This window comes from Photobacterium jeanii (genome assembly GCF_001650345.1).
Lineage (GTDB): Bacteria > Pseudomonadota > Gammaproteobacteria > Enterobacterales > Vibrionaceae > Photobacterium > Photobacterium jeanii.
Window position 1 is genome coordinate 1 of record NZ_LVHF01000018.1, and the last position, 15,169, is coordinate 15,169.

General features: G+C 47.6%; 7 protein-coding genes, 1 tRNA gene, 2 rRNA genes and 1 riboswitch. Of the genes, 6 read left to right on the forward strand and 4 right to left on the reverse strand.

Features of this window, described 5'->3' with window-relative positions; all coding sequences use genetic code 11:
* Positions 1 to 146: 146 nt before the first annotated feature.
* From rrf (A3K86_RS09995) to metA, 4 genes are all read left to right on the forward strand, one after another.
* A 5S ribosomal RNA gene (rrf, locus tag A3K86_RS09995) occupies positions 147 to 262 on the forward strand.
* 156 nt (positions 263 to 418) lie between these two features.
* Positions 419 to 494: transfer RNA gene (locus A3K86_RS10000), tRNA-Thr, on the forward strand.
* A 7-nt stretch (positions 495 to 501) separates the two neighbouring features.
* Positions 502 to 617: ribosomal RNA gene (gene rrf, locus A3K86_RS10005) — 5S ribosomal RNA — on the forward strand.
* 192 nt (positions 618 to 809) lie between these two features.
* Positions 810 to 1,751, forward strand: a complete 942-nt coding sequence (gene metA, locus A3K86_RS10010; protein ID WP_068330764.1) for a homoserine O-acetyltransferase MetA — start codon at positions 810 to 812, stop codon at positions 1,749 to 1,751.
* 96 nt (positions 1,752 to 1,847) lie between these two features.
* On the opposite strand, the gene A3K86_RS10015 is transcribed toward metA, so the two are convergent.
* Positions 1,848 to 3,125 carry a cation:proton antiporter gene (locus A3K86_RS10015; protein WP_068330765.1) on the reverse strand — a complete coding sequence of 426 codons (1,278 nt, stop codon included), beginning with the start codon at positions 3,123 to 3,125 and terminating at the stop codon, positions 1,848 to 1,850.
* Between the two features lie 196 nt (positions 3,126 to 3,321).
* On the opposite strand from A3K86_RS10015, the gene metH reads away from it, so the two are divergent.
* Positions 3,322 to 6,993: a methionine synthase gene (metH, locus tag A3K86_RS10020; protein ID WP_084406560.1), complete on the forward strand. Its 3,672-nt coding sequence runs from the start codon at positions 3,322 to 3,324 to the stop codon at positions 6,991 to 6,993.
* Positions 6,994 to 7,051: 58 nt separating this feature from the next.
* On the opposite strand, the gene lysC is transcribed toward metH, so the two are convergent.
* On the reverse strand, positions 7,052 to 8,413 hold the full coding sequence (gene lysC / locus A3K86_RS10025) for a lysine-sensitive aspartokinase 3 (protein WP_068330881.1): 1,362 nt from the start codon (positions 8,411 to 8,413) through the stop codon (positions 7,052 to 7,054).
* 118 nt (positions 8,414 to 8,531) lie between these two features.
* Positions 8,532 to 8,730: riboswitch (Lysine riboswitch) on the reverse strand.
* 227 nt (positions 8,731 to 8,957) lie between these two features.
* Between lysC and A3K86_RS10030 the strand changes: the two genes are divergently transcribed.
* Positions 8,958 to 10,076, forward strand: a complete 1,119-nt coding sequence (locus tag A3K86_RS10030; RefSeq protein WP_068330766.1) for a pyridoxal-phosphate-dependent aminotransferase family protein — start codon at positions 8,958 to 8,960, stop codon at positions 10,074 to 10,076.
* 110 nt (positions 10,077 to 10,186) lie between these two features.
* On the opposite strand, the gene A3K86_RS10035 is transcribed toward A3K86_RS10030, so the two are convergent.
* The gene (locus tag A3K86_RS10035) at positions 10,187 to 11,968 is read right to left on the reverse strand and encodes a PglL family O-oligosaccharyltransferase (protein ID WP_068330767.1); all 1,782 of its coding nucleotides are present in this window, start codon (positions 11,966 to 11,968) and stop codon (positions 10,187 to 10,189) included.
* Positions 11,969 to 12,102: 134 nt separating this feature from the next.
* Positions 12,103 to 14,940, reverse strand: coding sequence for an excinuclease ABC subunit UvrA (gene uvrA, locus A3K86_RS10040; RefSeq protein ID WP_068330882.1), 2,838 nt, complete (start codon positions 14,938 to 14,940; stop codon positions 12,103 to 12,105).
* Positions 14,941 to 15,169: the final 229 nt, after the last annotated feature.

The window sequence follows — 15,169 nt, forward strand, 5'->3', positions numbered from 1 at the left end:
ACCTGTACTAATTGCCCGTGAGGCTTAACCATACAACACCCAAGGGGTTTTTATGGACTCCATGAGCACTTGAATGAGTGTCGAGAAACTAGTTAGATTTTCCCAGATTGTATCTTCCGCCAACGGCGTAAGATAAACAGAATTTGCTTGGCGACCATAGCATTATGGACCCACCTGATCCCATGCCGAACTCAGTAGTGAAACGTAATAGCGCCGATGGTAGTGTGGGGCTTCCCCATGTGAGAGTAGGACATCGCCAGGCTTNTCCCATGCCGAACTCAGTAGTGAAACGTAATAGCGCCGATGGTAGTGTGGGGCTTCCCCATGTGAGAGTAGGACATCGCCAGGCTTCCAATTTAACCGCAATGCGGATAAACAAAGCAATTAACTGTAAGACTTTGTTTAATAAGAATTGCGTGCTGGTATAGCTCAGTTGGTAGAGCGCACCCTTGGTAAGGGTGAGGTCCCCAGTTCAAATCTGGGTACTAGCACCACGAATTTTTCAGCGACAATAGCACAATGGTCCCACCTGATCCCATGCCGAACTCAGAAGTGAAACGTTGTAGCGCCGATGGTAGTGTGGGGTTTCCCCATGTGAGAGTAGGTCATTGCTGAATCCCCTTCTAAAACCCAGCCTTCGGCTGGGTTTTTTCATATCTGCATCTTTTATTTTTATTACCCTTCCTATATTTGTTTCAACACTTCTCTGAGCTTTCTTTCATTTTTATATTTTCACTTGCGAATACGCTCTACTTTGTATAGTTTTATTTGGATGTATGGACGTCTAAACATCTTAAAGGAGTGAAGAGATGCCAATAAAAATTCCCGATCGTTTGCCGGCAACTGATATTTTGCGTGGTGAGAATATCTTTGTGATGACGGAGGCTCGAGCGGCAAGCCAAGGGATACGTCCACTGAAAGTGTTGTTGCTTAATCTGATGCCAAAGAAGATTGAGACTGAAACCCAGTTCCTACGTTTATTATCGAATACGCCACTACAAGTGGATGTGGAGTTGTTGCGGATCGATAATCGCCCGACCAAGAATACCCCGCAAGAACACCTTGATACCTTTTATCGTCAGTTTGAAATGATTAAGGATCGTAACTTCGATGGCTTGATTGTCACTGGTGCCCCCTTAGGGTTAGTGCAGTTCGAAGATGTACTGTACTGGGAAGAAATTCAAACCATCATGAATTGGGCCAAAGATCACGTGACCTCGACTCTGTTTGTCTGTTGGGCGGCACAAGCGGGTTTAAAGCTTCTGTATGACTTACCTAAGCGAACGCGTAAAGAAAAACTCTCTGGCGTTTATTGGCACCAAACGCATGACTGTCATCATCCGTTATTGCGTGGTTTTGATGAGAGCTTTAAAGCGCCGCATTCACGTTATGCAGATTTTGCCCCGAGTTATCTTGCTAAGCATACTGATCTCGACGTGTTAGCTACTTCCGAACAAGCAGGGGTGTATTTGGCGGCAACCAAAGATAAGCGTAACGTGTTTGTCACGGGGCATCCGGAATATGATGTCGATACCTTACATAACGAATATGTCCGTGATTGTGGTGAAGGGATGGAGCCTGCAGTCCCTGTGAACTATTACCCAGATGATGACCCTAATCGCCCACCTATAGCTAGCTGGCGCAGTCATGGGCATTTGTTATTTGCCAATTGGCTGAATTATTGTGTTTATCAACAAACGCCATACGACCTAGATCACTTCTCAGAAGATAACTTTACTAAGGATGAGTAATCCTAGATGGGGAAGGAGATAGTGACAAAATGAAGATATTAAAAAGGCCTGCGTGACTGCAGGCCTTTGTTGTTCTGGTATTTAGCGTTGGTGTGGCTACTTCTGTGCTTCCCACGCTTTCGCTTTGTGGATCAGCGAAGTGATCGTTGAGCCTTGAATAAGAATTGAGAACACAACCACCGCATAGGTCATCACAAGAATCATTTCGCGAACATCAATGTTTTTCTCCGGGATCACAATCACGCCAGCAGGGATTGCCATCGCCATTGCTAAGGCTAAACCGCCGCGTAAGCCACCCCAAGTTAAGATACGTACCGAGAAAGGGTTGTAATCACGGTAGCGTTCGAAACCGAAGTAAGACAAGCGTACGCTGAGGTAACGACCAAGGAGCACCAGAGGAACGGCAACAGCCATCAACATCCAGTCTTCTTGGTGGAAGCTAAATTGCAGCATGCTCATACCAATCAGCAGGAATAACACACCATTTAAAAATTCATCAACGAGCTCCCAGAAGTGATCTAGGTGATCTTCACTCTCTTTCGAGAAACCGATGTAGCGCGTCCAGTTACCAATCATGATGCCTGACACGACCATTGCGAGTGGGCCTGATACGTGGATCACATCTGCAAATACATAACCCGCAGTAGGGATGCCAAGGGTTAAGAGAAGCTCCATGGAGTGGTCGTTAGTCGCGCTGATCAGGTAATGGAATAGCAAGCCCAATGCAAAGCCGTAAGCGATGCCACCAATCGCCTCTTGAAGGAAAAGCTGACCAACACCGAGTACGGTAGGTGCGGTATTACCGAAGGCGATGGTAAAGAGGGTCACAAAAAGCACTAAGCCAAAACCGTCGTTAAATAACGATTCGCCTTCGATTTGGGTTGAGATCCGGCGAGGAGCATCGAGCTTTTTAACGATAGCAAGAACAGCGATGGGGTCAGTCGGTGAGATGAGTGCGCCAAACAATAGGCAATAGATAAAATCAAATTGGATACCAATCAGCTGGCATGCTCCCCATAAAGCACCGCCGATGAAGAAAGTGGAGAATAAGGTCGCGCCGAGGGCGAGGGTTGTGATTTCCCACTTTTGGTCTTCGAGGTTAGGCAGTTTGATGCCCAGTCCGCCTGCAAACAGTAAGAATCCCAAGATCCCTTTTAACAAGAAGCTCTCAAAGTTAATCTTCCCTAATTGCTCGGCGGCAATATCTTGTAGGTTGAACCAGCCATTTTGACCAGCGATCACTATCCCTATTGATAACACCAGTGCGCCAGCGGTAATAGCGATGGTGGTTTGCATCTTGCCTATTTTGCTATTGATAAAAGCGATGAGCATTGCTGCTGCCGCCATAAAGCATAAGGTACTGTATACAGACATTCTGAACCCCGAATTGGTGAATGTGTAAAGTTAAAAATTGTCACAAAATATAAAACCATCAGCTGCTGATAGCCATAAAAAAATGATGGTTTAAACGAATTAGTTTTTCTGACTTTATTCACTTTAGACGTCTAGATTTCCATCTTTGCTATGATAGGATGTGAATGAGCTGTAACACTAAATAAGGAAGTAAATAGTGGCTAAAGGCAATGGACTACTGGCGCAAAGGTTAGCACAACAAATCCTGATCATTGATGGTGGCATGGGCACCATGATCCAAGGATATAAGTTGGAAGAGGAAGATTATCGTGGTGAACGCTTTCGCCATTGGCATAGTGATCTGAAAGGTAATAATGATCTCTTGGTGCTGACGCAGCCGCAGCTGATCAAAGATATCCATTCCGCTTACCTTGAAGCTGGCGCTGATATCTTAGAAACCAATACTTTTAACGCGACTACGATTGCGATGGCTGACTATGATATGGAAAGCCTCAGCGCGGAAATCAATTTTGAAGCAGCCAAGCTTGCCCGCCAAGCGGCTGATGAGTGGACGGCGAAAACCCCAGAAAAACCACGCTTTGTTGCGGGAGTCCTTGGCCCTACGAATCGCACTTGTTCGATCTCACCGGATGTTAATGATCCCGGCTTTCGTAATGTGAGCTTTGATGATTTGGTTGCCGCTTATTCTGAGTCGACTCGAGCTTTGATTGAAGGTGGCAGTGATCTGATTTTGATCGAAACCATCTTTGATACCTTAAATGCCAAAGCATGTGCTTTTGCGGTTGAGTCGGTATTTGAAGCGTTAGGGGTTGAGCTGCCAGTGATGATTTCTGGCACCATTACCGATGCCTCTGGGCGTACGTTGTCAGGGCAAACCACCGAAGCTTTCTATAATGCGCTTCGCCATGTCAAACCGATTTCTTTTGGTCTTAACTGTGCGCTTGGTCCAGATGAGCTGCGCCAATATGTTGAAGAACTTTCGCGTATTTCTGAGTGTTATGTTTCCGCTCACCCCAATGCTGGTTTACCGAATGCTTTTGGCGAGTACGACCTCAGCCCTGAGGAGATGGCGACTCATATTAAAGAGTGGGCACAAAGTGGCTTTTTGAATCTGGTTGGCGGCTGTTGTGGTACCACGCCTGAACATATTCGGCAAATGGCGCAAGTGACCTCTGATATTCCACCTCGTTCGTTGCCTGAACTTCCTGTGGCCTGTCGGTTATCCGGACTTGAGCCGCTGACCATAGAGAAAGACACCTTATTTATTAATGTTGGTGAGCGAACCAATGTAACTGGATCGGCGCGCTTTAAGCGTTTGATCAAAGAAGAGCAATATGATGAGGCGCTCGAAGTTGCTCGCCAGCAGGTAGAAAACGGCGCCCAAATTATTGATATCAACATGGATGAAGGGATGCTCGATGCAGAAGCTTGCATGGTGCGTTTTCTCAACCTTTGTGCCTCGGAGCCAGAAATCTCCAAAGTGCCAATCATGGTCGATTCTTCGAAATGGGAAGTGATCGAAGCTGGTCTTAAGTGCATTCAAGGCAAGGGCATTGTTAACTCGATATCTCTTAAGGAAGGCAAAGAAAAGTTCGTAGCTCAAGCCAAATTAATTCGTCGTTACGGGGCGGCAGTGATTGTGATGGCGTTTGATGAGTTGGGGCAGGCAGAAACTCGTGCTCGTAAGTTAGAAATCTGTACTAATGCTTATCGTATTTTAGTTGATGAAGTGGGCTTTCCACCGGAAGACATTATTTTTGACCCGAATATTTTTGCCGTCGCGACTGGTATCGAAGAACACAACAATTATGCGGTCGACTTTATTGAAGCGGTTGCCGACATTAAGCGTGATCTACCTTACGCAATGATCTCGGGGGGCGTCTCAAATGTTTCCTTCTCTTTCCGCGGTAATAACTATGTGCGTGAAGCCATCCATGCGGTATTCCTGTATCACTGTTTTAAAAACGGCATGGATATGGGGATCGTTAACGCTGGACAGCTCGAAATCTACGATAATGTTCCTGAAAAATTGCGTGAGGCGGTGGAAGACGTAGTACTGAACCGACGCGACGATGGTACAGAACGTTTGCTGGATATTGCCGCTGAATATGCAGGTAAAGGCGTTGGTAAGGAAGAAGATGCCGCCGCGCAGGAATGGCGCACTTGGCCTGTCGCAAAACGTTTGGAGCACGCGTTGGTGAAAGGGATCACCGAGTTTATTGTTGAAGACACCGAAGAAGCACGCGTGAACGCTTCCAAGCCACTTGAGGTGATCGAAGGTCCGTTGATGGATGGCATGAACGTGGTCGGTGATTTGTTTGGTGAAGGAAAAATGTTTCTACCTCAGGTGGTGAAGTCAGCGCGAGTGATGAAACAAGCGGTAGCCCACCTTGAGCCATTCATTAACAAAGAAAAACAGGCAGGGTCATCTAACGGTAAGATCTTGTTGGCGACAGTAAAAGGTGATGTTCACGATATCGGTAAGAATATCGTGGGGGTTGTTTTGCAGTGTAATAACTACGAAATTATCGACCTTGGGGTGATGGTGCCGTGTGAGCAAATCTTGAAAGTGGCAAAAGAAGAGCAGGTCGATATTATCGGCTTGTCGGGGTTGATCACCCCATCACTGGATGAAATGGTTCATGTCGCGAAAGAGATGGAGCGACAAGGATTTGATTTACCTTTGCTTATTGGCGGAGCGACAACCTCCAAAGCCCACACCGCGGTGAAAATTGAGCAAAATTATCATCAGCCTGTGGTTTATGTGAATAATGCTTCTCGCGCAGTAGGGGTCTGTACTTCGCTGTTATCTAATGAATTAAAACCTGATTTTGTGGCAACTCTAGATCGTGATTATGAACGTGTTCGCGATCAACATAGCCGTAAAAAACCACGAACCAAGCCTGTCACGCTTGAGCAAGCACATGCCAACAAGGTGGCGATTGATTGGGATAACTACACGCCCCCAATGCCTGCAAAACCTGGCGTGCATGTGTTTGATGATTTTGATATTGCTACTTTACGTCAATACATTGATTGGACGCCTTTCTTTATGACGTGGACCTTGATGGGCAAATACCCAACAATTTTTGAGCATGAAGAGGTCGGTGAGGAAGCACAACGTTTGTTTAAAGATGCCAATGATTGGCTAGATCGAATCGAACGTGAAGGGTTACTCAAAGCACGGGGGATGTGTGCGTTGTTTCCTGCCGCCAGTGTTGGCGATGATATTGAAGTGTACAGTGACGAAAGTCGCAGCCAAGTGGCGCATGTGCTGCACCATCTTCGTCAGCAGACTGAAAAGCCGAAAGGGTTTAATTACTGCTTGTCTGACTACATTGCCCCGAAAGAGAGTGGTAAAGCCGATTGGATAGGGGCATTTGCAGTGACTGGTGGGATAGGTGAGCGTGAAATGGCGGATGTTTTTAAAGCGCAAGGGGATGATTACAACGCGATCATGATTCAAGCGGTGGCTGATCGTTTGGCTGAAGCATTTGCAGAATGTCTGCATGAAAAGGTGCGTACTGAGATCTGGGGTTATGCAGCTGATGAACGTTTGTCGAATGAAGAGCTGATCCGCGAGAAGTATCAAGGGATCCGTCCTGCTCCGGGCTACCCTGCGTGTCCAGAGCACACTGAAAAAGGCACTTTATGGGACATGCTGAAAGTGGAAGAAACGATAGGAATGTCGCTGACAAGCAGTTATGCGATGTGGCCTGGCGCTTCAGTGTCGGGGTGGTATTTCTCACACCCAGACTCCCGTTACTTTGCTGTAGCACAGATCCAACATGATCAGGCGCAAGACTACGCAAAGCGAAAAGGTTGGTCGTTGGATGAAGCCGAAAAATGGCTCGGACCTAACTTATAATTGCAATAAAAACAAAGGCACTCCACGGAGTGCCTTTGTTGTATGAGAGACCTAGAACTTATTCGAATAACTGCTGGTGGAGCTGTTTGACTACGTTTTTAGCGCGGCTTTGATCAACCAGAAAGCACAGATTATGAGGACTGGCGCCGTAGCACACCATACGTAATGGGTGTTGTTCTAAGGTATTAAACACTTGGCTAACTGAGCCTTGAGTTTGGCTCATTTGATTACCGATCAATGCCACTAGGCAAAGCTCTTGCTCGATCTCGACTCGACAGAGCTCGCTAAGGGCTTCGATGGCACTCGGTGGTAGCGTTGGGGCACCGCCAGCGGTATCGGTTTGGTCGAGAGTCAATGACACACTCACTTCTGAGGTGGTGATCAAATCAATGGAAATTTTGTGCTCTGCCAAGATCCGAAAGACTTCAGCTAAGAAGCCGTAGGCATGGAACATATTCAAACTGGTTAGAGTCACCATCGTTTGATTACATCGTAGCGCGACGGCGCGAAAAAGCGGTGCATCTTGCACATGCTGGCGGATCCAAGTGCCACCGAGCTCTGGAGCTTTAGATGAACCGACAAAGACCGGAATTTGTTGGCGAATCGCAGGAACTAAAGTGGATGGGTGTAAAATTTTCGCCCCAAAGTTGGCCATTTCTGATGCTTCGCTAAAGCTGATCTCTTTGATCGGCTGTGCATTGGCTGCAATTCTGGGATCAGTGGTGTACATCCCCGGTACATCGGTCCAAATTTCTAGCGTGGTGGCATTGATAGCCTCAGCCATTAATGCTGCGCTGTAATCACTGCCGCCCCGACCTAAGGTTGTCGTGTGATTATCTTCATCTGAGCCAATAAAGCCTTGGCTGATCACCACTTGGTTGGTTAGGAGAGGAGCAAGGTGTTGTTGTGACAATTGGCGGATAGCGGTTGGATTTGGCACGGCTTTACCGTAGCGACTGTCGGTGCGCATCACTTGGCGGATATCAAAACGTACGGCATCAATACCTTGTTCACGAAGGATTTGACTAAACAAGTGGGTGGATAATAGCTCACCATTAGCCACAAGTTCATCGGTGAGAGCTGCGCTTGGTGCTATTGCGGATTGTTCCGCTAAGGTCGCAATATGATCCAAGAGTTGATAAACCGCTTGGCTTATTACGTCTGGTTCATTGAGCTGATCAAGAATCGCTTGGTGAGTTTGGGTCAGCGTTTGAATACGCTGTAAACGCAGAGCAGGATCATTGATCCCTTTCGCCAGCTCAACCAATTGGTTGGTTACCCCTGAGCAGGCACTGATCAACACTAACTTGGTATTGGGATTGTTCGCGACAATGGCAGCGCTGCGACGCATCGCTTGATGATCGGCAACACTGGTGCCGCCAAATTTAGCGACAACAAGATTCGGGTTTGATGCAGAAATAGAATTCGGGCTCAAAACATGTCTCCTAGAACAACGGATAGTATAGGAATCGAATGAAATAAGCGGGAGGTGCTACCGACAGTGGTAGTATCAAGCGGTGAGACGGATTAACATCACGACAACCAGAAGCTCCCCACTATGCGCCTTCAGGATTCCTTTCAAAGACGCGTAGTGACAGCCTGAAGGATTCAACCTTCAAGGCCGATACAACAACTCCCCTGCGTTGCTGTATCTCGGCGTTACTCCCCCTCTCTGAACTTGCTTTGGGGTGGGGCCCCGCAAATCCGATACCTGGGTAACGCTCCTCTTCTGTTTTGACCTGCTGAAATACAAAGCAGGATGAACAAAAACTGACTCCATTGAATCGGATTTGTTATGAGGTTGTCAACACATCCATGATTGATTATGCAAATAAATTGAAATAACTTGTATGAGTTGATAATTCACTGTCACACCAATGAAAGTTAAAAATTTACCCTACATAATTCTGAACTATAACTAGGGTCAACAGATCCTTCATGCAATTACCTCTAGGAGAATAACGATGACAATAGGAAGCTTTTATCCACCACAACGTACTTTGATGGGGCCTGGGCCTTCGGATATTTATCCGCAAGTATTGCAAGCGCTGAGCCGACCAACGGTAGGCCATTTAGATCCCACTTTTATTGGGATGATGGATGAGCTTAAACAGTTGCTGCAATATGCCTTTCAAACTCAAAATGCATTCACGATTGCGGTATCGGCGCCGGGAAGTGCAGGGATGGAAGCTTGCTTTGTGAATCTGGTTGAGCCGGGTGACAAGGTGATTGTGTGTCGGAATGGCGTGTTTGGCGAGCGTATGCGTGAAAACGTGGTGCGTTGTGGCGGTGAAGCTGTGATGGTGGATAATGCTTGGGGTGAACCTGTTGATCCGCAACGAGTAGAAGAGGCACTGCAAGCGAACCCTGATGCGAAGCTGGTGGCTTTTGTTCATGCTGAAACCTCAACGGGTGCATTAAGTGATGCTAAAGCCATTGCTGAAGTGGCACGTCGCCACGAATGTTTGACTGTTGTGGATGCGGTGACGTCACTGGGCGGTGTGCCTTTATTGGTTGATGAGTGGCAATTGGACGCCGTGTACTCGGGTAGCCAAAAGTGCTTGTCATGTGTGCCGGGACTATCCCCGCTGACTTTTTCGCCGAAGGCGATTGCGAAAATTGAAGCGCGCACTACCCCTGTTCAGAGTTGGTTCCTTGACCAAAGTTTGGTGTTGGGGTATTGGAGTGGGGAAGGCAAACGTAGCTACCACCATACAGCCCCCGTCAATAGTTTGTACGCCTTGCATGAAGCCTTAGTATTGCTGAAAAACGAAGGGTTAGAGCAAGCGTGGCAACGCCATCGTGATGCTCACCAAGCCTTAAAAGCTGGTTTAGAATCACTGGGTATTGAATTTGTGGTTGAGGAGGCTCATCGCCTTCCTCAATTGAATGCGGTGTATATTCCACAAGGCGTTGATGATGCAGCAGTACGCGCTACCTTACTTAATCGTTATAACCTTGAAATAGGGGCAGGCTTAGGTGATTTAGCGGGTAAAGCATGGCGTATTGGTTTGATGGGCTATGCGGCGCGAAATGAGAATGTTGCGCTGTGTTTGAAGGCACTTGAAAGCACGTTGAAGTAGCCGAGAGTACACTGAGCCTCTAACGGGCTAAGTTAACTAATAAAGAGAAAGGCGACCACGAGAGTAACTTGTGGTCGCCTTTGTTATTTTTCGGTCTTAGTCATAAGCGCTTACTGGTTGGCAGACGCACTGGATTGAGCGCTACTGTTAGCTTGGCTCGCTTGTTTATCGAGTGATAGCGTCGCGAGTTGTTCACTGAAATCCCCTTCAGGGAAAAGGAACATGGCCTCTTGGTAAATCTGCTGGGCATGATCATCTTCACCTAATAAGCGGTACGCCACAATAAGGTTGCTGTACAGCTGTTGGCGAGGCCAGGTTTTGGCTTTTTCGCTTGCCCAGCGAATGTATTCTTTAAGCAGTTCTGGCTTATTGGCTTTAGCGGCTAGCTCTAATTGCGGCTGGTGGACCGCCCATTCATAACGGTGCTTCCATGCCCATGGGTTATTCACCTTCATAAGGTAATCAATATTGAGCGGCAGAGTCGTCTCAAAGCGCGTCAGCATCTTGCCAGAATACAAGGTCGTGATCATATAGCTACTAATGAGTAGCGGCAGTAGTAATGCACTGACTTTGATCCCCAGAACATACTGAAGTGGCTTTTTGTGGTATTTGGCGGTCAGGTTATCGACCCAATAGATCAAGACAATAAACAGCACCCAGTGCACCAATGAGTGGTAGAACGGATACTCAAGCTGGGAGTGCAAAGTGATAGGGAAGAAAAGCGCGACCAGCGCCAGTTGGCTGCCTTCTCGTGCTTTACGAATTTTAAGCGCCACCGCTGTTGCAGCAATTAACAGCGCCAGTAATGGCACTATGCCACCTTCCGATGCCCAGAAAGTGAGTTCGTTGTGTGGGTGATCTAAAGCTGGAATACCTGCCGGTTGGGTTGGATCGGCTTGATGCCAACGTGCGGTTTGAGTGAGGTAAGATACCTCAAAGGTGCCATAGCCGTAACCTGTCAGTGGCTTAGTGGCAAACATCTTGATGGATTGCGGAATATGGATTGAGCGTGGGCTTTCTAGCGTTACTCGCTCTTCTTTTACTTCCCATCCTGTGGATTGGTTGATGCTATAAGAAGTCGCCAAGCCCAGCGCAATCATCAAAAACCACATCCGCCATTGCGCTTTAGCGGCGAATCGCTTGAGGTATGGAGTGAGTAACAATACCCCGACAATAGCGCCAAGCCAGCCAGTACGCGAGCTTAGTACCACCAAGATCGGAATAACTAAAACTGGAGTGAGCAGTAACAGTGCTTGTTGGAATGACCATTTGCCACGGTACATAGGTACACGTGCGAGTAGGTAGCCTGACAGCACGAGACCTGTCGCTAAGAAACTCGCCATGACATTCGGTTGTTGAAAAATACCGTGAGGGCGACTGGTTGTAGGATCAAACCCGAAAGCATTGTCTGCGCTGATAAACAGGTATTGATACCAGCCAAATAAGGTTTGAGTCAGGATGCCAAGTAAGATAAACCACAAGAGCAGCTGGCGGCGACTTGGGGTAAAAGCAAACTGCTGGAGTGCGACAAAAAATAGAAACCCAGCCCATAAGCCAAAGATACGATCGCTAACCGCTGCAATATCGGCATTGGGGTAGAAAATAGGTAATGTCAGTAGTAAACAGCAGACAAATAACACACCAGTGAGACGGGTAAAACGAATAATCCGCTGGCGGCTGATTTCGAGTAAGCCAATACCAATCGCAAAGCTAAATGGGATCCAGCTAGTGGCATTGAAAGGTAATTCAAGCCCCGAGCCGCCTTGGTTGTGCTGGAAATACAGCAAAGCATGGACGAAGAGCAAGCACATTGAGGCTAGAAAGGGTTTGACCAAAGGTTTGCTGATCCCCGGTTGGGCAAGCCGTGTCCCTTGGAGGTGTAACACTGTCATCTCGGTTCCATCATTGATAATTACCCTTATTCCAGTTTGCCTTAGCAACTCGGTATTACAAAGCAGGGTATAAGTGCCAAAGAAAAAGCAGGTACTCGTTGAGCCCTGCTTTTACTGATAATTAAGCTGATTAATTAGCTTTTCCCTTGAGCAAGTAAGGGGCTTAAAAACCTCGCGGTATGCGAACCTTCCACTTGCGCGACCGCTTCGGGGGTACCTGTTGCGATAATATTACCGCCGCCGCTACCGCCCTCCGGACCTAAATCGATGATCCAGTCCGCTGTTTTGATCACGTCTAAGTTATGCTCAATCACTACAATGGTATTGCCGTGCTCGCGTAAGCGGTGCAGTACCGTAAGTAGTTGTTGAATATCATGGAAGTGCAGACCTGTGGTCGGCTCATCCAAGATATACAGGGTTTTACCAGTATCACGTTTGGAAAGCTCGCGGGCTAATTTCACTCGTTGTGCTTCACCGCCTGAAAGGGTGGTCGCAGCTTGTCCTAAGCGGATGTAGGATAGACCAACATCTATTAAGGTTTGCAGCTTTCTGGCAATAGCCGGAACGGGGTCAAAAAATTGACGAGCATCTTCGACGGTCAAGTCTAACACCTCATCGATGGTTTTGCCCTTATATTTCACTTCCAACGTTTCACGGTTGTAGCGCTTGCCTTTACACATGTCACATGGCACATAAACGTCGGGCAAGAAGTGCATCTCTACTTTGATCACCCCGTCACCTTGACAGGCCTCACAGCGACCGCCTTTTACGTTAAAGCTGAATCGACCTGGTTTGTAGCCTCGTGCTCGCGACTCTTGGGTTCCGGCAAACAGTTCACGGATAGGAGTGAAAATCCCTGTGTAAGTAGCAGGGTTTGAGCGCGGGGTGCGACCAATTGGGCTTTGGTCGATATCGATTACTTTGTCGCAATGTTCAAGATTTTGGATTTCACGGTACGGGGCAATCTCACCGCTGGTGGCACCGTTGAGTTGGTGATGCGCGATACGGAAAAACGTATCGTTGATCAAGGTCGATTTACCCGAACCAGATACCCCTGTGATGCAAGTGAATAAGCCTACCGGAATTTCAACGTCTACGTTGTTGAGGTTGTTGCCCGTTGCGCCTAATAACTTAACTGTTTTTTCAGGGTTGAAAGGCACACGCGTCTCAGGCACAGCAATGGATTTTGCGCCACTGAGATATTGTCCTGTTAGTGACTCCGTGGATTGTTGGATATCAGCCATGGTACCTTCGGCAATTACTTGACCACCATGTACCCCAGCTCCCGGGCCGATATCAATCACGTGATCGGCGGCGCGAATAGCGTCTTCGTCGTGTTCGACCACAATTACAGTGTTGCCTAAATCACGCAGGTGAGTCAGGGTTTTGAGCAGACGTTCGTTATCGCGTTGGTGCAAACCGATTGAAGGTTCATCCAACACATACATTACGCCCACTAACCCAGCACCAATTTGGCTAGCTAAGCGGATCCGTTGGGCTTCACCACCGGATAAGGTATCAGCACCACGAGAAAGGTTCAGGTAGTTTAGGCCGACATTGACCAAGAAAGATAGACGGTCACGGATCTCTTTTAAGATCTTCTCAGCGATTTTGGCCCGTTGACCGCTGAGTGCTAATTGTTCAAAGAAGGTAAGCGCTTCTTGAATACTGAACTCACAAATTTGCGGCAAGGTGGTATCGGTAATGAAGACATGACGGGCTTCTTGGCGCAGGCGCGATCCTTCACAGCTAGCACATGGCTTGGTTGATACAAACTTACTGAGCTCTTCACGTACCGCGTTAGATTCTGTATCGCGGTAGCGGCGCTCCATGTTATTGAGGATCCCCTCAAATGGATGACGACGTACTGTGATATCACCACGGTCATTGATGTATTTAAATTCAATGTCGGTTTTGCCAGAACCAGTCAGAATAATATTTTGGATCTTGGTTGGCAGTGAATCAAATGGCGCCTCAACATCAAAGCCATAATGGTCGGCTAAGGAGTTGAGCATTTGGAAATAGTAGAAATTACGTTTATCCCAGCCACGGATCGCCCCACCAGAGAGGCTCAACTCACCATTTTGTACTACGCGATCAGGGTCAAAGTATTGTTGTACCCCGAGGCCATCACAGGTGCCACATGCGCCTGCAGGGTTGTTGAACGAGAACAAACGCGGCTCAAGTTCTTGCATGCTATAGCCACAGTGCGGACAAGCAAAGTTGGCGGAGAAAACAATCTCATCATGCTCGCCTTCCGTCATAGGGCTCACAGTAACGGTACCGCCTGACAGCTCGAGTGCTGTTTCAAACGATTCTGCCAAGCGCTGTTGGAGATCGTCACGCACTTTAAAACGATCGACAACCACTTCAATGGTGTGTTTTTTGTGAAGCTCTAGTGTTGGAGGATCGGAAAGATCGCACACTTCGCCATCGATACGTGCACGGATATACCCTTGAGCTGCGAGGTTGGCCAAGGTTTTAACATGTTCCCCTTTGCGATCCTTGACGATCGGTGCCAGTAACATCATTTTGCTGCCTTCAGGCAGTGTCAGCACTTGGTCGACCATTTGGCTGACGGTTTGCGCCGCCAAAGTGACATCATGGGTTGGACAGCGTGGTTCACCGGCTCGAGCATAGAGCAAACGCAGGTAATCGTAGATTTCGGTGATGGTACCCACAGTGGAACGCGGGTTATGCGAGGTCGACTTTTGTTCGATGGAAATCGCTGGCGATAAGCCCTCAATATGATCGACATCGGGCTTTTCCATCAGCGACAGGAATTGGCGTGCATATGCTGATAGCGACTCAACATAACGGCGCTGACCCTCGGCATATAGGGTATCGAACGCAAGGGAAGACTTGCCGGAACCTGATAAGCCGGTGATAACAATCAGCTTATCGCGTGGAATAGTAAGATTGATATTCTTTAGGTTGTGCGTACGTGCACCCCTGACTTCGATTTGATCCATATCCGCCGTGCATCTGGTGATAAATAAGACAATTATTATGGCATAGCCGTAAGGGGCTTGAAAGAATAAACTGTATAAAGATACAGTATAGAAGCGAGCAGAGATAAAGCTCGATAAAGTATCTTTATTGTCGCGGTGAGTCGGCATAGCCGTCAGCTACCTATCCATGATAGACTTCGCGATCACATCTAAACTTATATTTGTAGCAGCGAAGATTGACGCTGCGTCT